Here is a 26,129-nt window from a genome sequence, read left to right as displayed (position 1 = left end):
CGACCGGCTTCCGGGGCAGCGCGACGCCGCCATGACCGAACCCGAGCCGAGGTATTTCTGCGATCACCACGACAACACGCCCCGCAACTGCCCCGGCGGGAAATCCCCAAGCGAGGTGTTCCGCGAGAAGATGATGCAGGAAATGTGCAGACGCCCCGACTCTCGAAATCCCGGGGCGTGCGCAGACCAAGCAGGGCGGCCACGATACGTCCGGCGCGCGCCTGTCGGGGGGCGCCCGAGATCGCCGCCTGCGACGCACCTGGCTGGTTCCACGCCCCGTTCGAGAACCCGGCAAGGTTCATGACGCCTGACATTCGGCGCCGTGCACGGGGGCCTGCGCGGCATCGCGGCGGGCGTGCGCGAGGACAACATGGGCACCGATTGCCGCATGACGACGGCAATGGCGGGTCAGTGCCGCCGCGATGCCGCGCAGACCCCCGACGAAGCCGATTCAGGCAGGTTCAACGACCCGGCGGTGCAAGCTCTGCGCAAGCTTCGCGCCGACGGTTCGAACGCTTTGGCACCGCCGGGCACAGCGCGCGGATCAAGCCGGTGTGGCTTGACGCGCTGGCCATCCCATAGAATTTCCCGGCCCATGCGAGACGAACGGAATTATACCTTTGACGCGGGTGGCAGCCGTGCGATGACCGAATATATCACCCATCGGCGTGCGCAGCCGCATTTCGCCAATGCGCGGCCGATCCGCACTGCGCTTGACCGGGCGCGGTTGCGGCAGACGAACCGGTTGTTCGAAACCGTGACCGGGCCACTGGACCCGGTCGCGCTCGGCACCATCACCGGGGCGGACATCCGCCCCAGCCGCGTCCTGGCCAGAGGGCTGGGCGTGGATCGCGCGACCAAGGAGACCAGCGCATGAGCTTTGACCGTTCGATCAAGATCGCCCCGTCGATCCTGTCTGCCGATTTCGCCAATTTCGGCGCCGAGATCCGCGCCATCGAGGCGCAGGGCGCCGATTGGGTGCATGTCGATGTGATGGACGGGCATTTCGTGCCGAACCTGACGTTCGGACCGCCTGGCGTCAAAGCGTTCCGTCCGCATGTAAGGACGTTCATGGATGTGCATCTGATGATCTCGCCGGTGGATCAGTACATCGAAGCCTATGCCGATGCGGGCGCCGATATGATCACCGCCCATATCGAGGCCGGTCCGCACATTCACCGCACGCTTCAGGCGATCAAGGCGCAGGGGATCAAGGCGGGCGTCGCGCTTAACCCCGGCACTCCGGCCGAGGCTTGCGCGCAGGTCCTCGACCTGTGCGACATGGTGCTGGTTATGACGGTGAACCCCGGCTTCGGCGGGCAGAAGTTCATCCATTCGGGTATCGAAAAGACCCGCAAGATCCGCCAGATGATCGGCGACCGCGAAATCCACATTCAGATCGACGGCGGCGTGACGCCCGAAACGGCGCCTTTGGTGGTTGCGGCGGGTGCCGATGTGCTGGTCGCGGGATCGGCGGTGTTCAAGGGCGGATCCGTCGACACCCCCGAAGTCTATGGCGCCAACATGCGCGCCATCCGTACAGCGGCCGATGGCGCGCGGGCGCAGGCGGCCTGAACCATGGCCGCCGTTCCCCCGGTCTGCAGGTTCGGCTGGCGCGCGCCGGGCTTTGCGCTGCCCGGCACCGATGGGCGGCGGTATCGGTTCGATGACGTCGCCGGGCCGAAGGGCACGCTGGTGATGTTCATCTGCAATCACTGCCCCTATGTTCTGGCGGTTCTGGACCGGATCATCCGGGATGCGCACGATTTGCAGGCGCTTGGCATCGGCGTGGCGGCGATCAGCGCCAACGATGCCGGAACCTACCCCCAGGACGGGTTCGCGCAGATGAAGGCGATGGCCGCGACGCGCGGCTTTCCCTTTCCCTATCTCTACGACGAAAGCCAGGGCGTGGCGCGGGCCTATGGCGCCGCCTGCACGCCGGATTTCTTCGGCTTCGACGCGGCGGGCGGGTTGCAGTATCGCGGGCGACTGGATGCCTCGCGCCGCGACGCCGGCCCGGCGGACCTGCGCCGCGATCTTTTCGAAGCGATGAAACAGGTTGCGCAAACCGGACGCGGACCGGCGGAACAGTTCCCGTCGATGGGCTGTTCGATCAAATGGAAGGCGGCCTGACGCCGCCCGGAAAGGATACCCCCAATGAAAGCCGTCATCTTCGATCTCGACGGTACGCTGATCGACAGCGCGCCCGACCTGCATATCGCCGCGAACCTCGTGCTGAAGGATGAAGGCCTGCCCGCGATCAGCTTGGAACAGACCCGTGGGTTCATCGGCAGGGGGGCGGGGGTGCTGGTGTCGCGCATGATGACGGCGGTCGGTCTGGCGGATGACCCTGCCGAACACGCCCGGCTTCTGGCAAAATTCATGACCCATTACGAAGGCGAACCCAGAAACACCGTGGTTTATCCGGGCGTGATGGACGCGTTGGCGCGCCTTCAGGCGATGGGCTGCACGATGGGCCTGTGCACCAACAAGCCCGAAGCGCCGACCCGCATCGCGCTGAAACACTTCGGGCTGGACCGCTATATGGGGGCGGTGGCAAGCGGCGACACCCTGCCCCAGCACAAACCCGACCCTGCGCCGCTGCGTCATGTGATGCGCGACATGGGCGCCGGCGCCGCCCTTTACGTCGGCGACAGCGAGGTGGATGCCGAGACTTCCCGCGCGGCGCGCATGCCTTTTGCCCTCTACACCGAAGGCTATCGCAAGACCGCGCCTGGCGACCTGCCGCATGACTACGCCTTTGACCATTGGGACAAGCTGCCCGGCCTGGTACAGCGCCATTTCGCCGAGATCCTGGCGTGACGCCATAGGCGCCGATCCTTGACGCGAACGGCACGCGTTCGAAAACCGAAGAGACGCACCATCAACGCCGTCTTCGACGCAGATCGACAGGGATGGCGCCGGCGCAGGACACCTGCCGACGCTTGCTCGGGATCACCGGCGGCAAGGAACGCATGCGCGTCCTGATGGCCGGTCACGTCGCGGCGGCGCGCGCGGCATGTCTCGGGGCCGCGCATGCGGACAAGGCCGCGGCCAGCGCGCAGAGTCTGTCGCGGGGCGGAGGGTCCGCCCGCCCGGGCACCGACGCGCTGATCGCGACCGCCAGAACCATGGGGTGCGTGTTGCGGGTGCCACGACCACCGGCCGCCCGAACGCCGGTGCGCTGCCCACTGCGCTGGAAACCACCCCAGAACGTCGCGCCCGGCTCGCGGCGCTGCCCACCCCAGAACAAGGAAACCGGTGCGGGCGCGTGAAACTTTTGCGGTGTTCGGGCCGTATATCGGAGACAGGGGCCATGTCGCCCCGCCCCGATGTCCGCGCCTCCTGTGTTCGCGTCAATGCTGGTTGACCCCGCCGATACGCGCTTGCCATAACCCGACGACCGACCATCCAGAAAGAGAGCTTCATGCGCCAGACGATCCTCGCCACAGTGCTCGCCGCGCTGCTCGCGCTGCCCGCCGCCGCCGATCCGGACCCGACCGACTGGCCCGCCGTCCTCGACGCGGCGCAGGGCCAGACCGTCTACTGGAATGCCTGGGGCGGATCCGACGCGGTGAATGGCTTTATCGACTGGGTCGGCAGCCGGGCAAAGGCGCAGGGCGTGACGCTTGAACATGTCAAACTGTCGGACACCGCCCAGGCGGTCAGCCGGGTGCTTGCCGAAAAGTCCGCCGGACAGACCGAGGGCGGCGGCATCGACCTGCTGTGGATCAACGGCGAGAATTTCGCCGCCATGAAAGACCGCGACCTGCTGTTCGGCCCCTGGGCCGAGGCGCTTCCGAACCGGGCGCTGACCGATCCCGACAACGCGGTGTTGCGCACGGACTTCACCGTCGCGACCGATGGAATGGAAAGCCCCTGGGGCCTTGCGCAGCTGGTGTTCTTTCACGACAGCGCCCGGCTGGCCGATCCGCCCCGGTCCATGCAGGCGCTGCTGGGCTGGGCACGGGAAAATCCCGGCCGGTTCGCCTTTCCCCAGCCGCCGGATTTTCTGGGGGCGACGTTCCTCAAGCAGGCGCTGATCGAACTGGCCGGCGATCCGGTCATGCTTGCCGCCCCGGTGGCCCAGGCCGATTACGACGCCGTCACCGCCCCCCTGTGGGATTACATGGATGCGCTGACCCCCCTGCTGTGGCGGCAGGGCCGGGCCTATCCGCAAAACGGCGCGCGGCTGGTGCAGCTGATGGCCGATGCCGAGATCGACATCGGTTTCGATTTCAACCCCAACGCGGCGGCCAATGCCATCGCCGCAGGGCAGCTTCCCGACAGCGTGCGCAGCCATCTGCATGACACCGGCACGCTTGGCAACGCCAGCTTTGTGGCGATCCCGTTCAACGCCACTGCCAAGGCGGGCGCCATGGTGGTCGCCGACATCCTGCTGTCTCCGCGGGCACAGGCGCGCATGGCCGACCCCGCGGTCTGGGGCTTGGGCACGGTGCTTGATCTGGACCGGCTGGACCCTGCCGATCGCGAACAGTTCAAGGCCGCCTCGTATGGGCCGGCAACGCTGACCCCGCAACAGCTGGGGGCGCCGTTGGCCGAACCGCACCCGTCGTGGATGGAAACGCTCGAACAGGACTGGACAGCGCGATACGGCACCGCGCGATGACGTCATGACCCTGCTGCGCCTTGCCCCGGCCCTGACGCTGGCTGTGATGATCGGCCCGGTCGCGGCGGGGATGGCGGGCACGCTGCTGCCCGCGCTGGGGCTGATGCCCGTTCTGGGGCAGTCCGGGCCGGGGCTGGGGCCGATCCGCGACCTGCTTGGCTGGCCGGGGCTGACGCGGTCCGCCGGGCTGAGCGTCTGGACAGGAGGAGCGGCGACAGCGATTGCCCTGGCGATCACCCTGACGATCTGCGCAGGCTGGCACGGCACCCGCGCCTTTGGATGGCTGGAACGGGCCTTGTCGCCGCTGCTGTCGCTGCCCCATGCGGCGGCGGCGTTCGGTCTGGCGTTCCTGATCGCGCCCTCGGGCTGGATCGCGCGGCTGATCGCGCCGCTGGCAGGGTGGGACCGCCCCCCAGATGTGCTGATCCTTCAGGACCCTGCGGGTCTGTCGCTGATCGCGGGGCTTGTGGTCAAGGAAGTGCCGTTTCTGCTGTTGATGTCGCTCGCCGCCATGCCCGCGCTGCGCCCGGCGCACAGCCTGACCACGGCGCGCGCCCTTGGTTACGGGCGGATGACCGGCTGGGCCAAGGCCGTTCTGCCACGCCTTTACCCGCAGATCCGCCTGCCGGTCTATGCCGTGCTGGCCTATTCCATGAGCGCGGTCGACGTGGCGATGATCCTGGGGCCCGGCACGCCGCCCCCCCTGCCGGTCCAGGTGCTGCGCTGGATGAACGACCCCGATCTGACGCTGCGCCTGCGCGCCTGCGCCGGGGCGCTGCTGCAACTCGTGCTGACGTTGGGCGCGCTGGGGCTCTGGCGGGGCGCGGAACTGGCCGTGGCGCGCGCGGCGGGCTGGTGGCTTGTGTGCGGCGGGCGGGGCGCGCGCGACGGGGCAGCGCGCGCGGCGGCGCTTGGGTTGGGCGCGCTTACCGCGGGCGGGCTGATCGCCGGGCTGGCGTTGCTGGCGGTATGGTCGGTCGCCGGGTTCTGGGGCTTTCCGGCGCTGCTGCCGGACGCCGTTACCCTGGAGGGCTGGCACCGGCAGGGCGCCACCCTTGTCGCCCCGACAGCCGACACCGCGCTCATCGCCCTGGCCGCGACCGGCGTGGCGCTGGCGCTGACGCTTGCCTGCCTTGAGGCCGAAACCCGCTACGGACTGAAGCCTGGCACACGGGCGCTGGTGCTGCTGTACCTGCCGCTGATCCTGCCGCAGATCGCCTTTTTGCCGGGGCTTCAGGTGCTGGCGCTGCAAAGCGGGGTGGACGGGACGCGCGGCGCGGTGATCGCGGCGCATGTGGTGTTCGTGCTGCCCTATGTCTTCCTGTCGCTGTCCGACCCGTGGCGCGGGTTCGACCCGCGTCAGGCGGCGGTGGCGCGGGCGCTTGGCGCGTCGCCGACGCAGGTGTTCTGGCGGGTGAGGCTGCCGATGCTGCTGCGCCCGGTGCTGACGGCGGCAGCGGTGGGCGCGGCAGTGTCGGTGGGACAGTTCCTTCCGACGCTGCTGCTGGGCGCGGGCCGGGTGACAACCCTGACGACCGAAGCGGTCGCCCTGGCCGCCGGAGGCCAGCGCCGGATCATCGGGGTCACCGCGCTGGCGCAAACCGCCGCCGCCTTTGTGCCCTTTGCCCTTGCGCTGGCGATCCCGGCGCTGGTGTTCCGCAATCGTCGGGGGATGCGCCATGGATGACGGGCTGACGCTGGAAAAGCTGGAGATTGCAAAGGACGGGCGCCGGATGATCTGCCTGACCGCGCATGTCCCGCCCGGACAGGTGCTAAGTGTGATGGGCCCCTCGGGCGCGGGCAAGTCCACGCTGCTGTCGGCGCTGATCGGCACGCTGGCGCCGGGTTTCGACCTGACGGGGCGGGTCTTGCTGAACGGGCGGGACATCACCGCCCTGCCCCCCGAACGCCGCCAGATCGGCATCCTGTTCCAGGACGAACTGCTTTTCCCGCACCTGTCGGTGGGGGGCAACCTTGGCTTTGGCCTGCCCGCAGGCATCCGGGGTCGCGCGGCGCGCAGCGCCCGGATCGAAACCGCGCTGGCCGACATCGGAATGCCGGGCTACGCGGCGCGCGACCCGCAGACCTTGTCGGGCGGGCAAAAAGCCCGTGTCGCCCTGATGCGCGTGTTGTTATCGCACCCCAGGGCGCTGCTGCTGGACGAACCGTTTTCGCGGCTCGATGCGGGGTTGCGCGCGCAGATCCGCGACCTGGTCTTTGCCCGCGCCCGCGCGGCGGGGCTACCGGTCTTGCTGGTGACCCATGACGAGGACGACGCGCGCGCCGCAGGGGGCCCGGTGATCCGGCTGCGGCGCTGACGGTCTGGCCAGATCCTCAGGCCGAACGGTTCAGCCGCGTTTCGATCTCGCTGGCGTATTCGGCGATCTTGATGCTGAACCGCTTTTCGATGTTGCCCCGCGCCAGTTTCAGCGACTGGACAAGCAGCCGGGCCGACAGCGTGCGGGGCAACACCTCGACCTTCAGCCCGACCCGCGTGCGCATCGGCGACAGGGGGACGAAGTCGATGGTGGTCACCGCGTCAAGCCCGCCCGAGGTGGCGGTGTAAACCATGGTGTTGGGCGGATCGAAGCGGGTCAGGGCGATGTCGGCCTCGCGCGCCTTGCCCCGGTAGTAAAAGCTGGCCCGCCATGACAGGCCCTGATCGGGCGTTGCGCCGTCGGGCGACACGCGCGTCACCTCGATGCCATGCCGCATCGCCTGCCGTTCGAGCCGTTCGAAACTGGTGGCCAGACCGAACACCTGATCCAGCGGCGCCTCGATATCCTCGCGTGTGGACAATTCCATCTGTGTCCTCGCCTTTGCGTCTTGTTGTTTGGCCAGATGACCCTGCGGGGCCGAATGTCCACTTAATCCAGCCGGTCCGCAAGCCAGTTGCTAAGCAGGAAATGCGCGATCGACCCCTTGCGGGCAGGAAACAACGCCGGATCCTCGCCGGCGAAGGCGCGGGTCAGATCCTCACGGGTGACCCAGCGGGCGGTTTCGATTTCGATGGGGTCGATGACGATGTCATCGGTTTCGGCCAGACCATGGCAACCCAGCATCAGCGAAGCGGGAAACGGCCAGGGCTGGCTGCAAAGATAGCGCACCGCACCGACGCGGATGCCGGATTCCTCATAGGTTTCGCGGCGCACGGCGGCCTCGATGGTTTCGCCCGGCTCGACAAACCCCGCAAGGCAGGAAAACATCCCCTCGGGCCAGCCCGGAGACCGACCGAGCAGGCAGGAATTGCCCCGCGTGACCAGCATGATGGCCACCGGGTCGGTGCGCGGGAAATGATGCGTGCCGCAGGCGGGACAGGTGCGCTGCCAGCCCGCCATCACCGGTTCGGACGCAGCCCCGCAACGGGCACAGAACCCATGGCTGTCGTGCCAGGCAAACATCGCGCGGGCGGTGGCGGCGATCTCGGCATCGCGCGGGCCAAGCTGGGTCAGCATCGCGCGCAATTCGGCGAACCGAGCGCCATCGGTGCACAGCGGGTGATGCTGCTCGCTGCGATCTGTGAACCCCTGTACCTCGGGTGTGCCGGCGTTCGGCTCCCACGCGGACAGATCGCGCGCGAATAGTGCCGCACCCGCGTCGCGGCCCAGAAAGATCTGCGGCCCGGCGGCCTCGGCCAGCAGCGGGTGATCCAGCGGCAGGCGGGCGATGGCGCGCGTGTCGCTGCCCGACACCAGCAGTTTGCCGCGCCACAGCGCGACACAGCGGCTGCGCGCGTCGCCAGCAAGCGCCGCAAGCGCGGGCACGTCCTTGCGAATCTCTGCCGCTCGATCCAGCCCGGATCCCCCAAAGGTCACCTCTTGCGCATGCCGCATGTCGCCGCTCCTCGCTATCTCTGCCTGGGCCGGACCTGACAGCATATCGCCGCGCTGCGCAATCCTGCGGCGAAAATGTTTCTCCGGTGCCACTTATGCAGCGCCATCATACCGCCTCGGTTGTATTTAATCGCTTTTTAATGCAATAATTACACGTTATTCGGGAATTTGTAGCCAGTCCTCACAGCACCGCATCGAAAGGAATGTGCTCTTGCCCTGTCATCCCCCTCGTGATCTGAGCCGCCGGTCCTTCATCGCCGGCACCGCCGCGGGGTCCACCTTGATCGCCCTCCATCCCTATTCTGCCTTTGCCGCGGTCAATCAGGCCCATCTGCGGATCATGGAAACCACCGATCTGCACGTCCACGTTTACCCGTGGGACTATTATGCCGACCAACCCCGCGACACAGTGGGCCTGTCGCGCACCGCGTCGGTCATCGACGGGATCCGAGCCGAGGCGACCAATTCGATGCTGCTGGACAACGGCGATTACCTGCAAGGCAACCCGATGGGCGATTATATCGCCTATGAACGGGGCATGAAAGAAGGCGACACCCATCCGGTCATCGACGCGATGAACGCCGTCGGCTTCGATGCGGCAACCATCGGCAATCACGAATTCAACTACGGGCTGGATTTCCTGATGAAATCCACCGCCGGGGCGAAATTTCCCATCGTGCTGGCGAATATCGCGACGCGCCAGGGGGCATCGGCGCGCGACGACAAGACGTTGTTCCGCCCCTATGTGATCCTGGATCGCCAGATGACGGACGGCGCCGGTGTGTCGCATCCGATCCGCGTCGGCATCATCGGCTTTACCCCGCCTCAGGTGATGAGCTGGGACCGCAAGCACCTGGAAGGCAGCGTCACCGCTCGCGACATCGTCGACACCGCCCGCGCCTATGTGCCCCGGATGATTGAGGAAGGCGCCGACATCATCGTCGCGCTCAGCCATTCGGGCATCGGGTCCTCCCGCCACAGCGAGGGGATGGAAAACGCCTCGGTGCCACTGGCAGGGGTGGATGGCATTGACGCCGTGATGACCGGGCACAGCCACCTTGTGTTCCCGTCCCCCGATTACGCCGGGTTCGACGGGGTCGATGTGACCGCCGGAACGATTCTGGGCAAGCCCGCCGTGATGGGCGGGTTCTGGGGGTCACACATGGGGCTGATCGACCTGCTGCTGGAACGCGATGGCAACCGCTGGAAGGTGGCGTCCGCGTCCTCGGAAGCGCGCCCCATCTTCAAGCGTGGCGAGGACCGCGTGATCACTCCGCTTGTGGGCGACGAGGCCGCCGTGCTTGCCGCCGCCAGACAGGCGCATGAGGAAACGCTGGATTATGTGCGCCGCCCCGTCGGGCGCAGCAGCGCGCCGCTGCATTCCTATTTCGCGCTGGTGGCCGATGACCCGTCGGTGCAGATCGTGGCGAACGCGCAGGCCTGGTATATGGCGCAGATGATGCGGGGCACCGCATACGAGGGCCTGCCGATCCTGTCCGCCGCCGCGCCGTTCAAATCCGGCGGGCGCGGCGGCCCTGACTACTATACCGACATGCCGGCCGGCGACCTTGCCATTCGCAACGTCGCCGACCTGTACCTGTACCCCAACACGGTGCGCGCGGTAAAAGTGACGGGGGCGCAGCTGAAGGACTGGCTGGAACGCGCCGCGGGCATGTTCAATCGCATCACGCCGGGCGCCACCGATGCGCCCCTGCTGAACCCCGATTTCCCCAGCTATAATTTCGATGTGATCGACGGCGTCGACTATCGGATCGACCTGTCCCAACCGATGAAATACGACGCGGACGGGGCTGTGGCAGCGCCGGACGCCAACCGGATCGTCGGGCTGATGCGCAACGGCGCGCCCGTCACCCCGGATGCCGAATTCATCATCGCGACCAACAACTACCGCGCCTCGGGCGGCGGCAATTTCCCCGGCACCGGCGACACCGTGGTGTTCGAAGCGCCCGATACCAATCGCGACGTCGTCGTGCGCTACATCGTCGAAAAGGGCACCATCGACCCCGAGGCCGACGGCAACTGGCGCTTTGTCCCTCTGCCCGACACCACGGTCCTGTTCCAGACCGGACCGGCCGCACGCGCCCATGCCGCCTCGATCGACGGGCTGGCGCTGGAAGAGGCTGGCGAAACCGACGACGGGTTCCTGGTGTACCGCATCGCGCTGTGACGGCAGGGCACGCCGGGCATCCGGCTTGCGCCCGCGCGCCCGTGCCGATAGGGAAATGCGCAAGATCATGACCCGAGAGTAGCGACCATGAATGACCTGCGCGACAAGTACATCGAGCTGATCGCAGCCGCCACCGGCGAGGCCGCTCTTGAAGAGCTGCGCGTGCAGGCGGTCGGCAAAAAGGGCGAAATCAGCCTCAAGATGCGCGAACTCGGCAAGATGAGCCCCGAGGAACGCCAGATCATGGGCCCCAGGCTCAACGCGCTCAAGGATGAGATCAACGCGGCCCTTGCGGCGAAAAAGGCGGGGCTGGCGGATGCCGCGCTGAACGAACGGCTCAAGGCGGAATGGCTCGACGTGACCCTGCCGGGACGTGGACGGCGCAGCGGCACCATCCATCCAGTCAGCCAGGTCTGGGAAGAATGCACCGCGATCTTTGCCGATATGGGTTTTGCCGTGGCCGAAGGGCCGCAGGTCGAAACCGACTGGTACAATTTCGACGCGCTCAACATTCCCGGCCACCACCCGGCCCGCGCCGAGATGGACACGTTCTACATGCACCGCGCCGAGGGCGACGACCGTCCGCCGCATGTGCTGCGCACCCACACCTCGCCGGTGCAGATCCGGTCGATGGAGGCAGGCGGTGCACCGACTCGCATCATCTGTCCGGGCCGCGTGTATCGCGCCGACTACGATCAGACCCATACCCCGATGTTCCATCAGGTCGAAGGTCTTGCCATCGACAAGGACATCTCGATGGCGAACCTGAAATGGGTGCTCGAAGAATTCTTTTCTGCGTATTTCGGCACGGCGGTCAAAACCCGCTTTCGCGCCTCGCACTTCCCCTTCACCGAACCCTCGGCCGAGGTCGACATCCAGTGCCAGTGGAAAGACGGCTCGGTGAAGGTCGGCGAAGGCGACGACTGGCTCGAAGTGCTGGGGTCCGGCATGGTCCACCCCAAGGTGCTGCGCGCGGGCGGGATCGACCCCGACGAATGGCAGGGCTTTGCCTTTGGCATGGGCATCGACCGCATCGCCATGCTGAAATACGGCATCCCCGATCTGCGGGCGTTCTTTGATTCTGATCTGCGCTGGCTGCGGAACTACGGGTTCGCCTCGCTGGATGTGCCGACGATCAGGGGTGGACTTAGTCGGTGATTTAGGGGCTTTCGGGAAGGCCCATCGTTGATCTGGCCCTTAGTGCGCGGTTTCTCCAGTATGCGAACATTTATCAATATTCTTATTTTGGCTGTGACAGCCCTAGCAATTGCAAGCATAGCAAGCACAGTATATCTCAATGCGACCTCAGGTGTTCCGCTGACTAATAGGCAGCTGAGCCACGATTTTGAGGACGCAATCCAAGAGGCTCAGCATTTGGCGGAGCGTGTTCAATCTCTGGAGGAAGCAATGATTGCCTTGGTTAACTCCGATGCTGAAAGTCTATCAGTAGGCGCGCTGGCCGAAGGTCAAAAGTATGACTCAGCTCGGATCGACGCCCTTGAGGAGAATTTAGATTTGCAGCCTCGGGAGTTGATTGAGGTGCTCCTGCTCAGAGAGAAGCTGAACTCTGTCGAGAGTGATTTCGAGGAAACTGTGCGCGCGATAAGGGTGGAAGTGGATCGAGTATTCACCATGGGGGTGACTCTATTGATAGCATTACTCGCAGCAGTTTTGCTATTGGGTCTGAGACGCTCGGAAAACTCTAAATGAAACTCTTCCGCCACGAAAACCGTGACCGCAACCATGACACACGCCGCGTTTATGCGATGTTTGAAATCGCCCATACGCTGGTCGACTTCGCGGCGGCGGTCTGTTTCACCATCGGATCGGTCCTGTTCTTCTGGAAGCAATACGAGACGCAGGCGATCTGGTTCTTTACCATCGGATCGCTGTGCTTCATGGCCAAACCCACGCTGAAACTGGCGCGCGAAATCAAGCTGTACCGCATGGGCAAGATCGACAGCCTCGCCAACCGCTACAAGGATTAATCGAACAGTGACGACTGGCCGGGCGGTTTGGGCGCGGCCATGCCCAGATGCGTCCAGGCCCCCTGCGTCAGCATGCGCCCGCGCGGGGTGCGCTGGATCAGGCCCTGTTGCAGCAGGAACGGCTCAATCACTTCCTCCAGCGCGTCGCGGCTTTCCGATAGCGCGGCGGACAGGGTTTCGATGCCGACCGGGCCTCCGTGGTAATGTTCCGCGATCAGGGTCAGATAGCGCCTGTCGGCCCCGTCCAGCCCGATGCTGTCGACCCCCAGTCGCGTCAGCGCACCATCGGCCAGTTCTCGCGTGACAACACCGTCACCTTCGACCACCGCGAAATCGACCACCCGGCGCAGCAACCGCCCCGCGATCCGGGGCGTGCCGCGTGATCGCTTGGCGATCTCGCGCGCGCCATCCGCATCCGCCCGCACCCCCAGCTTTTCGGCGTTGCGGGTGACGATCAGGTTCAGCTCGTCCACGGTATAAAATTGCAACCGCGTCGGAATGCCGAAACGGTCGCGCAGCGGCGTTGTCAGCAGGCCCAGCCGCGTCGTCGCCCCGACCAGCGTAAAGGGCTGCAATTCGATGCGCACGGTGCGCGCGGCCGGGCCTTCGCCGATCACGAGGTCCAGCTCGTAATCTTCCATCGCGGGGTACAGCACCTCTTCGACGGCGGGGTTCAGCCGGTGGATCTCGTCGATGAACAGCACGTCGTTGCGTTCAAGATTGGTCAGGATCGCCGCCAGATCGCCCGCCTTGGCCAGCACCGGCCCCGAGGTCATGCGGAACCCGACCCCCAGCTCGCGCGCCATGATCTGCGCCAGCGTCGTCTTGCCAAGGCCGGGGGGGCCGTGAAACAGCGTGTGGTCCATCGCCTCGGCACGCTGGCGGGCGGACTGGATGAAGACGCGCAGGTTGGCGCGCAATTCGGCCTGACCGACGAAATCGCCAAGCATCTGCGGGCGCAGGGCACGGCCCTCGTCCTCGGGCAGCGGGTCGGGGCGCAGGGTGGGATCGGGGCCTGTCATCTCAGTTTCCGTTCAGACCGTTGCGGCGGGTATCAAGGCGCAGTTTCCAGCTGTTCTCACGCGCCAGCACCTCTTCGGGCAAGGCCGTGGGCGACACCAGTTCCAGAATCGCGAACCGGAATGTGGCGGGATCTCGGTGCGCCAGTTCGCGTGTCACTCCCCGATCGCCCGCCGTGTGCTGTTGCCAGCGGCCAAGAAGATTGTCGACCCCATAGGCGGACCCGACGTAGCGTTGCCCGTCTTTCTCGTCGACGATCAGATATATGCCGCGCCAGTTGCGAAGCGTGATCGCCCAGTCGCGCGGAAGCGATTGGATTTCGCGGCGTGTCAGGGTCAGTTCCGTCCAGTCTGGCATCGGGGGCGCAACCTGCCCATGGCGCCTGATTTCGAGAACTTGCAGCGGGGTGGTTTCGGCAAGCCGCATGTAAGTTCGCCCGCCAGGATCCTGACAGACAAGACGCTTTTCAAGATCGGCAAACGCATCGTGCCGGCGCAGGTGAAACAGGGTACGCCCGCCGAGCCGCGCTGCGCGTTCTTCCGGTCGGGCGATATGGCCATCCACCCGGTCCAGCATTTCGCGGCGGCCTGGATCGTCCAGCCAGTCGTTTATAGACAGCACCGGGCCGATCTCGCGCTGAAACAGGCCGAGAAAGACCACATCGCCCCCCGGGACCGCAAGGAACGACGCGAGACAGGCGCGATTGCGCAGGGTGGTCTCGGGCGCGGGGGCATGTGTCGATTGGTAGATGTCGAACAGATCCGGGCGTTCGTCGGCCAGCATCGACAGGCTTCGTCGCGCAATCGGGTCCGAGGGTTTGTGCAGGCAAAGCGCGACCTCGGTTTGTGGCAGCCGGTGCAGACGCAACAAGTCCTGAAACAGCATCCGCTCAGGCCTTTGGTGCCAGCAGGCGCAGCGCGGTGCGGATCAGGGCCGAGGTTTCGGCGTCGGGAGTGTCCTGCGCGGCCTGAGCCACGGCCCCCGCCGCTTCGGCGGGGGCGTAACCAAGGTTGGACAGCGCCGACAGCGCCTCGGCCTGCGCCGAGGCCGAGGCGGGGGCCGGGGCTGGCGCGGTCGGTGCGCGGGGGCGCGCGACGGGGGCGTCTTCGATCACGTCAGCATCGGGCGTGGTCACCGTGCCGCTGCCCATCGCCATGACCGCCGGGGCCTTGTCCTTGAGTTCGATCACCACGCGCTGCGCCGTCTTGGGGCCGATGCCCTTGGCCGTCTTGATCGCGTTGACGTCACCCAGCGCGATGGCGCGGCTGACGCCATCGGGGCCAAGCGTGCCCAGAATGGCCAGAGACGCCTTGGCCCCGATGCCCTGCACCGAGGTCAGCAACCGGTGCCATTCCTTTTCCACCAGCGTGGGAAAGCCGAACAGCTGCAACAGATCCTCGCGCACCAGCAGGTCGGTATACAGCGCGGCCACCTCGCCGGGGCCGGGCAAGGTGGCCAGCACGCGGTCCGAACAATAGACCATATAGCCCACGCCGCGCACGTCGATCAGCACATGATCGTCGCCCTTGTATTCGATGCGTCCGGCGATGCGTCCGATCATGTCCGTACTTTCCTTGGCGGGCTCAGGCCCGGATCTTCATGGTCTGTGCGCCCACATGATGCGCGTGGCAGATGGCGATGGCCAGAGCGTCGGCCGCATCCGGGCCGGCAATCTCGACGCGCGGCAGCTGCATCCTGACCATGTGATCGATCTGTCCCTTGTCGGCATGGCCCACCCCCACCACGGTCTTTTTGACCTTGTTGGGCGCGTACTCCCCCACCGGCAGCCCGAACTGCGCGGGCACCAGCAGCGCAACGCCGCGCGCCTGGCCCAGTTTCAGCGTCCCCACCGCATCCTTGTTGACGAAGGTCTGTTCGATCGCCGCAAGCTGCGGCGCGTAGCGTTCGAACACCGCGCTGAGCTGGCGGTGCAGGGACAGCAGACGCGTGGCCAGATCATCGGCAGAATCGGATTCGCAGACACCGTTCGCCACATGGCGCAACCGGCTGCCCTGCATGTCGATGATTCCCCAGCCAAGGCGTCTTAGCCCCGGATCGATGCCCAATACCCGCATGTCGGCCCGCCTGCTCATTGTTGTTCTAAGGCTTCCTTAACCCGCGAGATAGCACGAAAGGCGAACACGCGCCAATGCCCAGGCAATGCGATTGCAACCCGGTCCGCCGTTTCTCCAAGCAGCGCGGCGCATTTGCGACAGGTTTCCGCCTGAAGGCGACTCATTGTCGCTGGAAAAATCAGCGCTTTTGCGGGGTATTAACCCAATTTTCGAGCCATTCCGAAACTGCATGGAACCCATGCAATCTCTCGTATTGCCTGTACCCATTTCTGCCACTACGTCCGCATAGAAATCAGGCAGTTTGAGAACTCATTCACAAGGACACTGACCCATGTCGGCATACGACTCTTTCCGCACCGATGGCGGCGCCGCCGGCCTGGCCGGGCGCATCGGTTCCGTCTTCGTCACCGGCTACGGCGCCGCCCCCGCCCAAGGCGCCTCGGTTTCGGTCGAGATCGCCGCGAAAACAAGCCGCTTCGTCGCGACTGTCGCGGACGCGATCATCGACTGGCACGAAGCGCGGCAGACCCGCAAGAGCCTAAGCGCACTGACCGACCGCGAGCTCGACGACATCGGTCTGACGCGCGGCGATATTGAAATGGTCGCCCGCGGCCGCTGGTAAGCCACGCGCCCGACGCAACGAACAGGCCGCGCAGTCCGGACACCGGAAAGCGCGGCCTTTTCCATGCGCGGGTGTCCCGGCACGCCGAAGCTGCGGAACAGGCCCGAAAGATGCAGCGTCTCAGCTTATGAAGGCCTGGAACTTTTCGGAAAGCCATAGGCTTGCAGGATCGGTTGCCATGATCCACGCGCCTGCTTGTTCGAAGGCAGAGCCGGTCGCAAGGTGACCGAGGCGGCTTTCATAGTCTTCGACCCCGAGATTGGCGAGAATGAAGCCTTTGAACAGCAAGAAAACGCCGAGGGCCATCAAAACGGTCCGAAGCCTGAACACGGGAACCCGCCGGATCGGTTTATGCTCGATCGTCCCGTTTCGGTTTAACGCCGTGACATAGCCGTCGGCCAGTTTGCGATGCTTTGCGGTCACCGCGCGATGGCGTTTTTCAAACTCTTCGACCACCTTGTCCATGGCGCCCTCGTCAATACATCCGGCCCCCACCGTCAAGACCAGATATGCGCATGAATTGCGGCAGGAATGGGGCAAGTGCCTTGGGTTCACCGTAGTTGGGTCAGTTCGTCAGACGTTTTACAAAGCGTTAACGTCGCCCAGTCGCCAATCACCTCGCGGTTGGTCAGATTGATGCCATTGCTTGCATAAACCTCGGCGACCTCATCCGCCTGCCGGGTCAGCAGGCCGGAGAGAATCGCGTACCCACCCGGTTGCAGATTCGCCGCCATGTCCGGAGCCAGCTCGATCAGCGGCTGCATGAGGATGTTGGCAAACACCAGATCAAAGGGTGCACGGGCGGCAATCTCGGGGTTGGCGAAACCGGCGGCGACGACGGCGCGCACCTTGTCGGCCAGCCCATTGGCCCGCAGATTGGTCTCGGCGACCTCGACGGCGACATCGTCAATGTCGGACACGATCACCGCGCCAGGCCAGATCCGCGCCGCCGCCATGCCCAGCACGGCCGTGCCGCAGCCGACGTCAGCGACGTTCCGTGCGACGACACCTTCGGCCGCCAACCGGTCAAGAGCGCGCAGGCAGCCCAGCGTGGTGCCGTGATGCCCCGTGCCAAAGGCCATTGCGGCCTCGATCAGCAGCGGCTCGGCCCCCTCCGGGATCTTGTCCGCGTCGTGGCTTCCGTAGACAAAAAAGCGCCCCGCCTCGACGGGGGTCAGTTCGCGCCGGACCTTGTCCACCCAATCCTGATCGGGAACCCTGGAGACCGCAAACGGCCCGGCCCCGAAGGCCGCGGCGAGCAGCGCAAGTTCGACATCGTCGGGGGGTTCGGTGAAATAGGCGCCGATTTCCCATATCCCGGAATCGTCCTGCGTTTCAAAGGTGCCCACACCCGTGGGTTCGGGGTCAAGCTCTTCCATGGCTTGCGCAAGCGCCTCGGCGGCGTCCTTGTCGGCAAGCGTGGCGACAGCGGTCCAGGTTCTGGGCATCTTGGATCTCCGGGTGGGTCGAGGTCCGATAACGCGTTTGCCCCCCCTTGAAAAGGGCTGCGGCGGCGGGTTGGGCCGCCCCCCGACGACAAGTCAGCGCCGCCGGTCACAGCTTGCGGCCCCGACATGAAAAAACCGCGCCCGGAAACCGGACGCGGTGTCATGATGTCGCCCATACAGCGCGGCTCAGGCGGCCAGCGCACCTTTGGCCTGATCGACGATCGCACCGAAGGCTTCGGGTTCGTGCACGGCGAGATCGGCCAGAACCTTGCGGTCGACTTCGATCCCGGCCTTGGACAGACCGTTGATGAACCTGGAATATGTCAGCGCCTCGTCATGCGCGCGAACAGCCGCGTTGATCCGCTGGATCCACAGAGCGCGGAAGTTGCGCTTGCGGTTCTTGCGGTCGCGGGTCTTGTACTGGTTTGCCTTGTCGACGGCCTGTGCCGCGACCTTGAAGGTGTTCTTCCGGCGGCCATAATAGCCTTTTGCCTGGTCGATGACCTTCTTGTGACGGGCGTGGGTGACGGTACCACCTTTGACTCGTGCCATGTGTCAGCTCTCCTAGAATCAGCGGTCGTAGGGCATGTAGCCCTTGACGATCTTGGCGTCGGGGGCCGACAGGGTGGTGGTGCCGCGGGCGTCGCGAATGAACTTCGTGGTGCGCTTGATCATGCCGTGGCGTTTGCCGGCCTGACCTGCGACGACCTTACCGGTCGCGGTCACCTTGAAGCGCTTCTTGGCGCTCGACTTGGTCTTCATCTTGGGCATTTCCGTCTCCTTGACGTATTGCGGTGAACGCGCGACTCGGCATGCCACTGATGGCCGGCCGCACGGGCAGGAGGCGCCGCTATAGAGCGCGTGGCGCCGCGATGCAAGCAAGAATCCGGCACTTTGGCCTAGCGGATCACCGCGCCGATGACGCCGTAGATCGCATCGGGAATATCCGCCAGCCGGTAGCCGCCCGGCTGCTGCGCGTTGCCGTGCAGCACTGCCGCCAGTCCGGCCACGGCCAGTACGGCACCGGCGCGCGGTGCCCGCCGGTCGGCCCAGGCCGCAATCACCGCGGGGATCGAGAGCGCCACAAGACAAAGCCCGAGAACGAGATACTGGTCCGGCTGCATGCTCTACCCATCCTGCAACGATGGCACGAGGCTAGCACGAGGGCGCATCGCGGCGAAAGCGCCCCGGCCCCCGGCCCGGCCCACGACGCGCGCCCGACCCTGCCAGCAGACCGCAAATGCGCCCGCCACTGTCCCGCCGGACGCATTCATGCCAAACGCCGCCGCGCGATTCTATTCGGGATCGGTGGTGTAGATCAGCCGCTCATTGCACGGCGCAACCCGCAGGATGTTGGTGGTGCCCGGCATGTTGAACGGCACACCGGCGGTCACCACGATGGAATCATCGGTGCCCGCATAGCCCTGCGCCCGTGCCGCGCGGGCGGCGTTGACCACTGCCTGCTTGAAGCGTTCCAGTTCGCCCGTCATCACGCAGTTCACACCCCAGGTCAGCGACAGCCGGCGCGCGGTGCCGCGCAGCGAGGTCATCGCGATGATCGGCACGCGCGGGCGTTCGCGCGCCACCTTGGCCACCGTGGTGCCCGACGAGGTGAAGCAGCAGATCACCTTGATGTCGCCCGATTCGGCGATTTCGCGGGCGGCGGCGACAATACCGTCGGCGATGCTTTTCTTGTCGACGTTGCGGCTGGCCTCGATGACCTCGGTATAGGTCGGGTCCTTTTCGACGGCGATGGCGGTGTTGTTCATCGTCGTCACAGCCTCGACCGGGTATTGCCCGGCGGCGGATTCCGCCGACAGCATCACCGCGTCGGCGCCCTCGTAGATGGCGGTCGCGACGTCGGAAACCTCGGCCCGCGTCGGCATCGGGCTTTCGATCATCGATTCCAGCATCTGGGTCGCAACGATCACCGGCTTTCCCGCCTTGCGGCACATGCGGATCAGGCGCTTCTGGATCGGCGGCACCGAATGCACCGGCAGTTCGACCCCCAGATCGCCGCGCGCGACCATCACGCCGTCGGACACCGCGAGGATCTCGGCAAAGCTTTTCACAGCGGACGGTTTTTCGATCTTGGACAGGATCGCGGCACGACCATCGGCGAGCTTGCGGGCCTCGGCCACGTCTTCGGGGCGCTGCACGAAGCTGAGCGCCAGCCAGTCGATGCCAAGGGCTGCGGCGAATTCCAGGTCCTTGCGGTCCTTTTCGGACAGCGCCGCCAGCGGCAGCACCACGTCGGGCACGTTCACGCCCTTGCGATTGGAAATCGTGCCCCCCGCCTCGACGACGCAATTGGCGAAATCCTTGCCGCATTCCTCGACCCGCAGGCGGATCTTGCCGTCGTTCACCAGAAGGTGGGCACCGACGCCCAGGGCTTCGAAAATCTCGGGGTGCGGCAGGCAGACACGTTGTTTGCTGCCCGGCTCGGGATCGAGATCAAGCCGGAAGGTTTCGCCCCACTCCAGTTCTTCTGCGCCGCCGGCAAATTCACCGACCCGCAGTTTCGGCCCCTGAAGGTCGGCCAGAATGGCGATCGGACTGTCGAGATCCTTTTCCACCTGGCGGATCAGGCGGTGCATCTTGGAAATGTCCTCGTGAGTGCCGTGGCTCATGTTAAGACGAAAGACGTCGGCACCGGCCTCGTGCAGCGTACGGATCATTTCGTAGGTGTTGCTGGCCGGGCCCAGCGTGGCCACGATCTTGACTTTGCGAAAACGTCTCATTTTCCGTCTCCTCCGCCCGGTCGGATCCGGGCCTCTAGAATTGGTTTAACCTTGAACAAGTTATCGCTAACGCGCGTTTCGGGTATCGCGCAATTCCCTTTGCCGTGCAACTGCTCTAATTGACGCTGACAGGAACACAACGGATGCCATGACCTACGCCCCATATACGATTGAAGGTGAAAACCGGGACAGCGGATTCCTGGTCACATGCGATCACGCCACGAATACCGTGCCGCCGGACCTGGGGGGAAGCCTTGGTCTGCCACAAGCGGATATGGCGCGCCACATTGCCTATGATTTGGGCGCTCTGGGGACGGCGCGGGCGCTGGCCGCCGCTCTGGGGGCACCCCTCGTGGCGTCGAATTTTTCGCGGCTGGTGATCGACCCGAACCGGGGCGAAGACGACCCCACCCTGTTGATGCGCCTGTATGACGGGTCGATCATTCCGGGCAACCGCCACGCGGATGACGCGGAACGGGCGCGCCGGCTCGACAGGTTCTGGCACCCCTACCATGGCGCGATCGAACGGATGGCGGCGCGGCGCAAGGATGTCGCGATCGTCGCCGTGCATTCCTTTACGCCGCAGCTGCGCGGCCGCCCGTTGCGTCCGTGGCATGTGGGCATCCTGCACGCCTGGGATGCGCGCCTGTCCGACCCACTGATCGCCTTGCTGGAACGGGTGCCCGACCTGACCGTGGGCCGCAACCAGCCCTACCCCGGACACCTGCCTGGCGATGCCATCCACCGCCACGCCTTGCGGTACGGGCGCAACAACACGCTGATCGAACTGCGTCACGACCTGATCGCCGACACGCAGGCGCAGAACATCTGGGGGCAAAGGCTGGCGCCGCTGCTTGAGGCGGCGCTGGCGCAGGTCGCCCCCTGATCCTGCCCCCCCCCCGGCCCCAACCCGAAACCCGACGGAGGACACCATGGACGAACAGACCCGGATCGAAATCGAAGCCGCCGCCTTTCGCAGGCTGCGCCAGCACCTGATGCAGGACCGCCCCGACGTTCAGAATATCGACCTGATGACTCTTGCGGGGTTCTGCCGCAACTGCCTGTCGCGCTGGTATCAGGAGGCTGCCGCCGAGCGCGGCATCGACATCGGCAAGGCCGAGGCCCGCGAAATCTATTACGGCATGCCCTACGACGCCTGGACCGCGCAACACGTCCCGGCGGACGACGCGAAAAAGGCCGCGTTCGACGCCGCCTTCAGGGAAAACGTCCTGAAAGACAAATAGCGGGCGCCACCGCCCGCCGCGGATTACAGGTCGCCGTCCTGCGCGCGCAGCTGACGCGCGCGGGTCAGGATGGCATCCTCGACCGCGCGCGTGGTGCTGCCCGCAACCGGCCCCGCCCGCGTCATCAGCGCGACATTCAGAGAGCGCGCATCCAGCGCCGGGTCTGACACATAGATCGTCGCGCGGTACGATTGCCCCCCGCCCGGCGGCGTACCGAAGCCCGTGGCGATAACCCCGGTGAAGGGATCGACCGATTCCACCGGCAGGAAATCCAGCACGTCCAGCGACGCGTCCCAGATGTAGCGGTTCACCGCACCGACCCGGCCCGCGTCCTCGCGTTCGCTGAAGATATCCCAGATGGTCGAGGTGGGCTTGCCGTCACGACCATAGATTTCCTGCTCGATATTGCGCTGCGCGGCCTCGGCATTGCCTGGCGGCACAAAGGCCGTATCGTCCTCGCGCCGATCGAACCAGCCGCAGCCCGCCATCGCCAACACGCTGCCCAGAAGCGAAATTCTCGCCATGTCACGCCTAAAAGTCATTCGCCCAAGCTCCTGCCCGTCCGGTCATCCTGTCCGCCCCTGCATACCGGGCACCCGCGCGCCCGACAAGCAGTCAATGGCCCCGCCCCTGAGAGACCGCGCAACGCCCCTGCCGGCGCGCCGTGCCGTCCGCGGAAAACCGTTGTGGCAGAATCGCATCACTGAATAGCTTGTTGCCAACGCGCCCCAGCCATCAGTTGCCAACCCCGGGCCGCGGGGCGCATAGAGAGGCACATCAAGGCCGGGCTACCCGGATTGGTACGTGCCTTACGAACACATGAGGGAAACAATGAAAAAGATTCTGTTTGCGACCACCGCACTGGTCGCGACCGCAGGCGTCGCATCGGCCGAAGTTGCTCTGACCGGTCTGGCTGAAATGGGTGTCTTTGGCGGCAACGAGGCCGACACGCAGTTCTTCACCGATCTCGACGTCACCTTCACCATGACCGGCGAAGCAGACAACGGTCTGACCTTCGGTGCAACGATCGACCTCGACGAGGCCGCCGACCGCGGGGAACCCGGCCGTTTCGAAAGCCCCAACACCCAGGGCGGTGAGAACATGTTCATCTCCTGGGGTGGCATGACCTTCACCATGGGTGACACCGACGGCGCGTTCGACCGGATCCTTCCCGAGATGGCCCTCGCTGGCGGCTCGCTGGCCGACGACGAAACCATCCACGCGGGTTTTCAGCACGCTGACGGCTCCGATGGCAACTTCAGCATCCTCGCGCTTGACGATTTTTTTACTGCACAAAGCGCCCGCGCAATTGCGGCAGGTAACCTGGCAGCCACCGAAGCAGCGTTCGCGGCCCTTGCATCGCCGAGCGTCAATGACCTGCTGAACCTGGAGAACATTCGCGCTCTCGACGCAGCCGCGCTGGAAGAGGCAAACGCTGCTGCTCAGGACATCGGCTTTGACGATCTGGCCGACTATATGGACACCTTCGCAGGCGCATCGGCGGACGAGATCGAAGCCGTCCTCGCCATTGGCATCGCGGGCTACGGCCTCGACGGGTTCGGCGACGGTCAAGTCGCTCGCTTCGACTATGCCTACGACGCTTTCAGCTTTTCGCTGTCGGCCGAACAGGTCGCAGACGGCAATGACGTCGATGACATCGGCGACACCGTCTGGGGTGTTGGCGGCGCCTGGAGCGGTGCAGTCTCGACCGTTGATCTGACTGTCGCGCTTGGCTATCAGACCCTTAGCGATATTGCATCGGTCACCGGCCTTGCCGTGACCGGCGCTGTGGCGAACGGCTTCTCGGCTGGCTTCGACTACTCGCTGACCGACCTCGACGATGTCGACGAGGACGTCACCCACTGGGGTGTTGGCTTTGGCTACGAAGTCGGCGCGCTGGCAGTCGGCGTCAACTGGGGCATGTTCGAGTACGACGGCGAAGAACAGTCCGGTGCAGGCCTTGCAGCCGCATACGACCTTGGTGGCGGTCTCGCAGCCAAGTTCGGCTACGGCCACTCGGACTACATCATCGGCGACGACGTCAACACCTACTCGCTGGGTCTGGCGATGTCCTTCTGATCTCTCACGAGATCCGGATACGAGGGAAGAGCGGGCATTGCCCGCTCTTTTCTTTTGTGCGACCCACGGCAGCGACCCATCGTCCTTGACAGGAACCTGTGCCAATGCTGCCGCTTTCACCGCAACGCGTCGCCCGCCTGAGACAAGAGGCCACCAGCGCGATGGCCAGAGGGCAGATCGACCGGGCAAAGACCGCGCTGCAGCAGCTTGACATGGTCGATACCAAAAGCGCCGACACGCCGTTTCAACTGTCGCGCATCGCATACGAAGAAGGCGACCGCGACGCCTGCCTGACGCATCTGCGCCGCGTCGTCGCTCGCGCCCCCGACAATGCCAAACTGCTGATCCACGCCGCCGAACGGTTCCGCAATCTCGGCGCCGCCGAAGAGGCGCTGCCCGTCTATGACACGCTGGCCGCTCTGCCGGGTCAGGCGCTGAAGGCGCGCGCCGACAAGGCCCACACGCTGCAACTGCTTGGACGGTTCGACGAGGCCGGGACGATCTTTCGCAAGCTGCTGCGCCAGCACCCGCACGAGGCGCAGCTTTACCGCATCTTTCTTGCCACGCGAAAGCTGGCGCCCGGCGATCCGATGTTGCGGGCGATGGAACAGCTTTGGGCACGCAAGACGCTGGGCGACGAGCCGCGCGCCCATCTGGGCTATGCCCTTGGCAAGGCGCTGGACGAAACCGGCGCCCCCGAGCGCGCCTTTGCCTGCTGGACCCGCGCCAATGCGGCGCAGCGCAAGGCCGCCCCCTTTGACAGCGCCGCGCAGGATCGTGAATTCGACGCGGTGCTTGCCGCGCAGGCGGACCTGCCGCGCCTGCCCGGCGGCAGCGATACGCCGCACCCGGTGTTTGTCACCGGGATGCCGCGGTCCGGCACCACGCTGGTGGAACGCATCCTGTCGGCCCATTCCGACGTTGGCGCCGGGGGCGAGCTTGGCCATGCGCTGCGCCTGTCCTACCAGCTTTTCGGCGTGGGCGAAAACATGGCGCCGATCACCGATTCCGCAAGGATGCAGGCGTTTGCCGCGCGCTATCGCCGGATCGCGCGGCGCGACGTGCCCGGCGACGCCCCCGTCATCACAGACAAGTCGATCCTGTCCTACCTTATCATCGGTCTGCTGCATCACGCGATGCCCGATGCGCGCTTTGTCGTGGTCCAGCGCGACCCGCGCGACATCGCCCTGTCGATCTGGCGCAACCACTTCGTCACCGGCACCCACCGCTATGGCAACGATCTTGCCGACATTGCCCATACCATCAAACGCTTTCGCCGCATCGTGGCGCATTGGCAGGCCACCCTGCCCGGCCTCGTCCATGAAATCCGTTACGAGGATCTGGTGACAGATCCCGAACCGCACGCGCGCGCGCTGATTGCCGCCGCCGGGCTGGGCTGGCAAGACGCCTGCCTTGCCCCCCAGGACAGCAAAAGCGCCGTCAAAACGCTTAGCGTGGCGCAGGCGCGCGAACCGATCCACGCGGGCCGTGCCCGTGGCTGGAAAATCTACGAAAAGGAACTGATGCCCTTTATCCGGGCCTGGGGAGACGCGCCATGGGATTGACCGACATCCGCAACCGCATCGAAAAAGCCTGCGCCGACGCGGGCCGCGCCCCCGACGAGGTGCAGCTGATCGCTGTCAGCAAGGTGCAGCCGAACGAAGCGGTCGAGGCGGTGCTGCAACAGGGCCACCGGCTGTTTGGCGAAAACAAGGTGCAGGAGGCCCAGGGCAAATGGCCCGATTTCAAGCAACGGTTTGACGGAGTCGACGTGCATCTTCTGGGTCCGCTACAGACCAACAAGGCCCGTGCGGCGATGGATCTGTTCTCGGCCATCCATTCGGTCGACCGCCCGAAGCTGGCGCAAACGCTGGCGCGGCTTGCACAAGACTTGGGCGCCTGCCCCGATCTGTTCATCCAGGTGAACACTGGCGAAGAGGATCAGAAAGCGGGGGTGCTGCCCGCCGATGCCGATGCCTTTATCGCCGATGCGCGGGCGCTGGACCTGCCGGTGCGTGGGGTGATGTGCATCCCTCCCGTCGATGAAACCCCGTCGCTGCATTTTGCGCTGTTGCGAAAGATCGCGGAACGCAACGGGCTGGCGGGGCTGTCCATGGGCATGAGCGCGGATTTCGAGCAGGCCATCGCGCTGGGGGCGACCCATGTGCGGATCGGCTCGGCGATCTTTGGGGCGCGTGACTACGGCTGACCCGCGAAGCAGGCCCAGGGGGCTGACGGGCCCTGTCGGTACCAGAGAGGAT

31 protein-coding genes are annotated in these 26,129 nt (G+C 65.5%); 18 read left to right on the top strand and 13 right to left on the bottom strand.

Features of this window, described 5'->3' with window-relative positions; genetic code table 11:
* The first annotated feature begins 370 nt into the window (after positions 1-370).
* From ATI53_RS24620 to ATI53_RS00400, 8 genes are all read left to right on the top strand, one after another.
* Positions 371-877 carry a hypothetical protein gene (locus ATI53_RS24620; RefSeq protein WP_511223358.1) on the top strand — a complete coding sequence of 169 codons (507 nt, stop codon included), beginning with the start codon at positions 371-373 and terminating at the stop codon, positions 875-877.
* Positions 874-1,575: a ribulose-phosphate 3-epimerase gene (gene rpe, locus ATI53_RS00430; RefSeq protein WP_009506335.1), complete on the top strand. Its 702-nt coding sequence runs from the start codon at positions 874-876 to the stop codon at positions 1,573-1,575. Before ATI53_RS24620 ends, rpe begins: the two co-directional genes overlap by 4 nt.
* 3 nt (positions 1,576-1,578) lie before the next feature.
* Positions 1,579-2,133 carry a thioredoxin family protein gene (locus ATI53_RS00425; protein WP_009506336.1) on the top strand — a complete coding sequence of 185 codons (555 nt, stop codon included), beginning with the start codon at positions 1,579-1,581 and terminating at the stop codon, positions 2,131-2,133.
* 24 nt (positions 2,134-2,157) lie between these two features.
* Positions 2,158-2,823 carry a phosphoglycolate phosphatase gene (gene gph, locus ATI53_RS00420; RefSeq protein WP_009506337.1) on the top strand — a complete coding sequence of 222 codons (666 nt, stop codon included), beginning with the start codon at positions 2,158-2,160 and terminating at the stop codon, positions 2,821-2,823.
* A 122-nt stretch (positions 2,824-2,945) separates the two neighbouring features.
* On the top strand, positions 2,946-3,275 hold the full coding sequence (locus ATI53_RS00415; RefSeq protein WP_146609861.1) for a hypothetical protein: 330 nt from the start codon (positions 2,946-2,948) through the stop codon (positions 3,273-3,275).
* A 152-nt stretch (positions 3,276-3,427) separates the two neighbouring features.
* Positions 3,428-4,630, top strand: a complete 1,203-nt coding sequence (locus ATI53_RS00410; protein WP_009506340.1) for an ABC transporter substrate-binding protein — start codon at positions 3,428-3,430, stop codon at positions 4,628-4,630.
* Between the two features lie 4 nt (positions 4,631-4,634).
* Positions 4,635-6,317: an ABC transporter permease gene (locus ATI53_RS00405; RefSeq protein WP_111549448.1), complete on the top strand. Its 1,683-nt coding sequence runs from the start codon at positions 4,635-4,637 to the stop codon at positions 6,315-6,317.
* Positions 6,310-6,948, top strand: coding sequence for an ATP-binding cassette domain-containing protein (locus ATI53_RS00400; protein WP_009504393.1), 639 nt, complete (start codon positions 6,310-6,312; stop codon positions 6,946-6,948). The genes ATI53_RS00405 and ATI53_RS00400 overlap by 8 nt, the downstream gene beginning before the upstream one ends.
* 16 nt (positions 6,949-6,964) lie before the next feature.
* On the opposite strand, the gene ATI53_RS00395 is transcribed toward ATI53_RS00400, so the two are convergent.
* Together ATI53_RS00395 and nudC are read right to left on the bottom strand one after the other, a co-directional pair.
* A complete protein-coding gene (locus ATI53_RS00395; RefSeq protein ID WP_009504394.1) occupies positions 6,965-7,435 on the bottom strand; it encodes an SRPBCC family protein in 471 nt (156 codons plus the stop codon).
* Positions 7,436-7,497: 62 nt separating this feature from the next.
* Positions 7,498-8,463, bottom strand: a complete 966-nt coding sequence (nudC, locus tag ATI53_RS00390) for an NAD(+) diphosphatase (protein WP_111549447.1) — start codon at positions 8,461-8,463, stop codon at positions 7,498-7,500.
* 211 nt (positions 8,464-8,674) lie between these two features.
* Here nudC and ATI53_RS00385 point away from each other — a divergent pair, with 211 nt between their 5' ends.
* From ATI53_RS00385 to ATI53_RS00370, 4 genes are all read left to right on the top strand, one after another.
* Entirely contained in the window at positions 8,675-10,651 is a 1,977-nt protein-coding gene (locus tag ATI53_RS00385; protein WP_111549446.1) for a bifunctional 2',3'-cyclic-nucleotide 2'-phosphodiesterase/3'-nucleotidase, read from the top strand.
* An 87-nt stretch (positions 10,652-10,738) separates the two neighbouring features.
* A complete protein-coding gene (pheS, locus tag ATI53_RS00380; RefSeq protein WP_111549445.1) occupies positions 10,739-11,809 on the top strand; it encodes a phenylalanine--tRNA ligase subunit alpha in 1,071 nt (356 codons plus the stop codon).
* Positions 11,810-11,869: 60 nt separating this feature from the next.
* A complete protein-coding gene (locus ATI53_RS22870; protein WP_146609860.1) occupies positions 11,870-12,361 on the top strand; it encodes a hypothetical protein in 492 nt (163 codons plus the stop codon).
* Positions 12,358-12,639, top strand: a complete 282-nt coding sequence (locus tag ATI53_RS00370) for a YrhK family protein (protein ID WP_111549443.1) — start codon at positions 12,358-12,360, stop codon at positions 12,637-12,639. Before ATI53_RS22870 ends, ATI53_RS00370 begins: the two co-directional genes overlap by 4 nt.
* Here the strand turns inward: ATI53_RS00370 and ruvB are convergent.
* Genes ruvB through ruvC form a run of 4 tightly spaced genes read right to left on the bottom strand, consistent with a single transcriptional unit; the run spans position 12,636 to position 15,734 of the window.
* Positions 12,636-13,661, bottom strand: coding sequence for a Holliday junction branch migration DNA helicase RuvB (gene ruvB / locus ATI53_RS00365; RefSeq protein ID WP_009504400.1), 1,026 nt, complete (start codon positions 13,659-13,661; stop codon positions 12,636-12,638). The genes ATI53_RS00370 and ruvB overlap by 4 nt on opposite strands.
* Before the next feature lies 1 nt (position 13,662).
* Positions 13,663-14,544 (bottom strand): GIY-YIG nuclease family protein, encoded by an 882-nt coding sequence (locus ATI53_RS00360; protein WP_009504401.1) that lies wholly within the window; start codon positions 14,542-14,544, stop codon positions 13,663-13,665.
* A 4-nt stretch (positions 14,545-14,548) separates the two neighbouring features.
* The gene (ruvA, locus tag ATI53_RS00355) at positions 14,549-15,220 is read right to left on the bottom strand and encodes a Holliday junction branch migration protein RuvA (protein ID WP_009504402.1); all 672 of its coding nucleotides are present in this window, start codon (positions 15,218-15,220) and stop codon (positions 14,549-14,551) included.
* 22 nt (positions 15,221-15,242) lie between these two features.
* A complete protein-coding gene (gene ruvC, locus ATI53_RS00350) occupies positions 15,243-15,734 on the bottom strand; it encodes a crossover junction endodeoxyribonuclease RuvC (RefSeq protein WP_034452385.1) in 492 nt (163 codons plus the stop codon).
* Positions 15,735-16,065: 331 nt separating this feature from the next.
* Here ruvC and ATI53_RS00345 point away from each other — a divergent pair, with 331 nt between their 5' ends.
* Entirely contained in the window at positions 16,066-16,356 is a 291-nt protein-coding gene (locus tag ATI53_RS00345) for a DUF1127 domain-containing protein (protein ID WP_009504404.1), read from the top strand.
* A 120-nt stretch (positions 16,357-16,476) separates the two neighbouring features.
* Here the strand turns inward: ATI53_RS00345 and ATI53_RS00340 are convergent, their stop codons facing one another.
* The 6 genes from ATI53_RS00340 to pyk form a co-directional block, all read right to left on the bottom strand.
* Positions 16,477-16,821: a hypothetical protein gene (locus tag ATI53_RS00340; protein WP_009504405.1), complete on the bottom strand. Its 345-nt coding sequence runs from the start codon at positions 16,819-16,821 to the stop codon at positions 16,477-16,479.
* An 86-nt stretch (positions 16,822-16,907) separates the two neighbouring features.
* On the bottom strand, positions 16,908-17,804 hold the full coding sequence (locus tag ATI53_RS00335; RefSeq protein ID WP_111549442.1) for a 50S ribosomal protein L11 methyltransferase: 897 nt from the start codon (positions 17,802-17,804) through the stop codon (positions 16,908-16,910).
* Positions 17,805-17,990: 186 nt separating this feature from the next.
* On the bottom strand, positions 17,991-18,356 hold the full coding sequence (gene rplT / locus ATI53_RS00330; protein WP_009504407.1) for a 50S ribosomal protein L20: 366 nt from the start codon (positions 18,354-18,356) through the stop codon (positions 17,991-17,993).
* Positions 18,357-18,374: 18 nt separating this feature from the next.
* Complete coding sequence (rpmI, locus tag ATI53_RS00325) at positions 18,375-18,575, bottom strand: 50S ribosomal protein L35 (protein WP_009504408.1); 201 nt, start codon at positions 18,573-18,575, stop codon at positions 18,375-18,377.
* 128 nt (positions 18,576-18,703) lie between these two features.
* The gene (locus tag ATI53_RS00320) at positions 18,704-18,928 is read right to left on the bottom strand and encodes a hypothetical protein (RefSeq protein ID WP_009504409.1); all 225 of its coding nucleotides are present in this window, start codon (positions 18,926-18,928) and stop codon (positions 18,704-18,706) included.
* A gap of 171 nt (positions 18,929-19,099) precedes the next feature.
* On the bottom strand, positions 19,100-20,545 hold the full coding sequence (pyk, locus tag ATI53_RS00315; protein WP_009504410.1) for a pyruvate kinase: 1,446 nt from the start codon (positions 20,543-20,545) through the stop codon (positions 19,100-19,102).
* 148 nt (positions 20,546-20,693) lie between these two features.
* Here pyk and ATI53_RS00310 point away from each other — a divergent pair, with 148 nt between their 5' ends.
* Complete coding sequence (locus tag ATI53_RS00310; RefSeq protein WP_009504411.1) at positions 20,694-21,431, top strand: N-formylglutamate amidohydrolase; 738 nt, start codon at positions 20,694-20,696, stop codon at positions 21,429-21,431.
* A 46-nt stretch (positions 21,432-21,477) separates the two neighbouring features.
* A complete protein-coding gene (locus ATI53_RS00305; protein ID WP_111549441.1) occupies positions 21,478-21,789 on the top strand; it encodes a DUF1244 domain-containing protein in 312 nt (103 codons plus the stop codon).
* Positions 21,790-21,812: 23 nt separating this feature from the next.
* On the opposite strand, the gene ATI53_RS00300 is transcribed toward ATI53_RS00305, so the two are convergent.
* Positions 21,813-22,331 (bottom strand): DUF3576 domain-containing protein, encoded by a 519-nt coding sequence (locus tag ATI53_RS00300; RefSeq protein ID WP_034452372.1) that lies wholly within the window; start codon positions 22,329-22,331, stop codon positions 21,813-21,815.
* 289 nt (positions 22,332-22,620) lie between these two features.
* Here ATI53_RS00300 and ATI53_RS00295 point away from each other — a divergent pair, with 289 nt between their 5' ends.
* The 3 genes from ATI53_RS00295 (at position 22,621) to ATI53_RS00285 (ending at position 26,077) form a co-directional block, all read left to right on the top strand.
* Positions 22,621-23,868 (top strand): porin, encoded by a 1,248-nt coding sequence (locus ATI53_RS00295; RefSeq protein WP_111549440.1) that lies wholly within the window; start codon positions 22,621-22,623, stop codon positions 23,866-23,868.
* Between the two features lie 104 nt (positions 23,869-23,972).
* Complete coding sequence (locus ATI53_RS00290) at positions 23,973-25,433, top strand: tetratricopeptide repeat-containing sulfotransferase family protein (protein ID WP_111549439.1); 1,461 nt, start codon at positions 23,973-23,975, stop codon at positions 25,431-25,433.
* On the top strand, positions 25,424-26,077 hold the full coding sequence (locus tag ATI53_RS00285; RefSeq protein WP_009504416.1) for a YggS family pyridoxal phosphate-dependent enzyme: 654 nt from the start codon (positions 25,424-25,426) through the stop codon (positions 26,075-26,077). Before ATI53_RS00290 ends, ATI53_RS00285 begins: the two co-directional genes overlap by 10 nt.
* The last annotated feature ends 52 nt before the right edge of the window (positions 26,078-26,129 follow it).

The sequence above is a fragment of the Salipiger aestuarii genome, from assembly GCF_003259905.1.
GTDB lineage: Bacteria > Pseudomonadota > Alphaproteobacteria > Rhodobacterales > Rhodobacteraceae > Salipiger > Salipiger aestuarii.
The sequence above is the reverse complement of the archived record's forward strand: the minus strand, read 5'-3'. Positions and strand labels throughout refer to the sequence as shown.

Coding starts and splice junctions, on each gene's coding strand:
- pheS (WP_111549445.1), top strand. CDS start 10,739: ATGAATGACCTGCGCGACAAGTACATCGAGCTGATCGCAGCCGCCACC.
- ATI53_RS00425 (WP_009506336.1), top strand. CDS start 1,579: ATGGCCGCCGTTCCCCCGGTCTGCAGGTTCGGCTGGCGCGCGCCGGGC.
- gph (WP_009506337.1), top strand. CDS start 2,158: ATGAAAGCCGTCATCTTCGATCTCGACGGTACGCTGATCGACAGCGCG.
- ATI53_RS00305 (WP_111549441.1), top strand. CDS start 21,478: ATGGACGAACAGACCCGGATCGAAATCGAAGCCGCCGCCTTTCGCAGG.
- ATI53_RS00405 (WP_111549448.1), top strand. CDS start 4,635: ATGACCCTGCTGCGCCTTGCCCCGGCCCTGACGCTGGCTGTGATGATC.
- ATI53_RS00345 (WP_009504404.1), top strand. CDS start 16,066: ATGTCGGCATACGACTCTTTCCGCACCGATGGCGGCGCCGCCGGCCTG.
- rplT (WP_009504407.1), bottom strand. CDS start 18,356: ATGGCACGAGTCAAAGGTGGTACCGTCACCCACGCCCGTCACAAGAAG.
- ruvB (WP_009504400.1), bottom strand. CDS start 13,661: ATGACAGGCCCCGATCCCACCCTGCGCCCCGACCCGCTGCCCGAGGAC.
- ruvA (WP_009504402.1), bottom strand. CDS start 15,220: ATGATCGGACGCATCGCCGGACGCATCGAATACAAGGGCGACGATCAT.
- ruvC (WP_034452385.1), bottom strand. CDS start 15,734: ATGCGGGTATTGGGCATCGATCCGGGGCTAAGACGCCTTGGCTGGGGA.
- ATI53_RS22870 (WP_146609860.1), top strand. CDS start 11,870: ATGCGAACATTTATCAATATTCTTATTTTGGCTGTGACAGCCCTAGCA.
- nudC (WP_111549447.1), bottom strand. CDS start 8,463: ATGCGGCATGCGCAAGAGGTGACCTTTGGGGGATCCGGGCTGGATCGA.
- ATI53_RS00410 (WP_009506340.1), top strand. CDS start 3,428: ATGCGCCAGACGATCCTCGCCACAGTGCTCGCCGCGCTGCTCGCGCTG.
- ATI53_RS00295 (WP_111549440.1), top strand. CDS start 22,621: ATGAAAAAGATTCTGTTTGCGACCACCGCACTGGTCGCGACCGCAGGC.
- rpe (WP_009506335.1), top strand. CDS start 874: ATGAGCTTTGACCGTTCGATCAAGATCGCCCCGTCGATCCTGTCTGCC.
- ATI53_RS00395 (WP_009504394.1), bottom strand. CDS start 7,435: ATGGAATTGTCCACACGCGAGGATATCGAGGCGCCGCTGGATCAGGTG.
- ATI53_RS00340 (WP_009504405.1), bottom strand. CDS start 16,821: ATGGACAAGGTGGTCGAAGAGTTTGAAAAACGCCATCGCGCGGTGACC.
- ATI53_RS00310 (WP_009504411.1), top strand. CDS start 20,694: ATGACCTACGCCCCATATACGATTGAAGGTGAAAACCGGGACAGCGGA.
- ATI53_RS00300 (WP_034452372.1), bottom strand. CDS start 22,331: ATGACTTTTAGGCGTGACATGGCGAGAATTTCGCTTCTGGGCAGCGTG.
- ATI53_RS00370 (WP_111549443.1), top strand. CDS start 12,358: ATGAAACTCTTCCGCCACGAAAACCGTGACCGCAACCATGACACACGC.
- rpmI (WP_009504408.1), bottom strand. CDS start 18,575: ATGCCCAAGATGAAGACCAAGTCGAGCGCCAAGAAGCGCTTCAAGGTG.
- ATI53_RS00335 (WP_111549442.1), bottom strand. CDS start 17,804: ATGCCCAGAACCTGGACCGCTGTCGCCACGCTTGCCGACAAGGACGCC.
- ATI53_RS00400 (WP_009504393.1), top strand. CDS start 6,310: ATGGATGACGGGCTGACGCTGGAAAAGCTGGAGATTGCAAAGGACGGG.
- ATI53_RS24620 (WP_511223358.1), top strand. CDS start 371: ATGGGCACCGATTGCCGCATGACGACGGCAATGGCGGGTCAGTGCCGC.
- ATI53_RS00290 (WP_111549439.1), top strand. CDS start 23,973: ATGCTGCCGCTTTCACCGCAACGCGTCGCCCGCCTGAGACAAGAGGCC.
- ATI53_RS00360 (WP_009504401.1), bottom strand. CDS start 14,544: ATGCTGTTTCAGGACTTGTTGCGTCTGCACCGGCTGCCACAAACCGAG.
- ATI53_RS00320 (WP_009504409.1), bottom strand. CDS start 18,928: ATGCAGCCGGACCAGTATCTCGTTCTCGGGCTTTGTCTTGTGGCGCTC.
- pyk (WP_009504410.1), bottom strand. CDS start 20,545: ATGAGACGTTTTCGCAAAGTCAAGATCGTGGCCACGCTGGGCCCGGCC.
- ATI53_RS00285 (WP_009504416.1), top strand. CDS start 25,424: ATGGGATTGACCGACATCCGCAACCGCATCGAAAAAGCCTGCGCCGAC.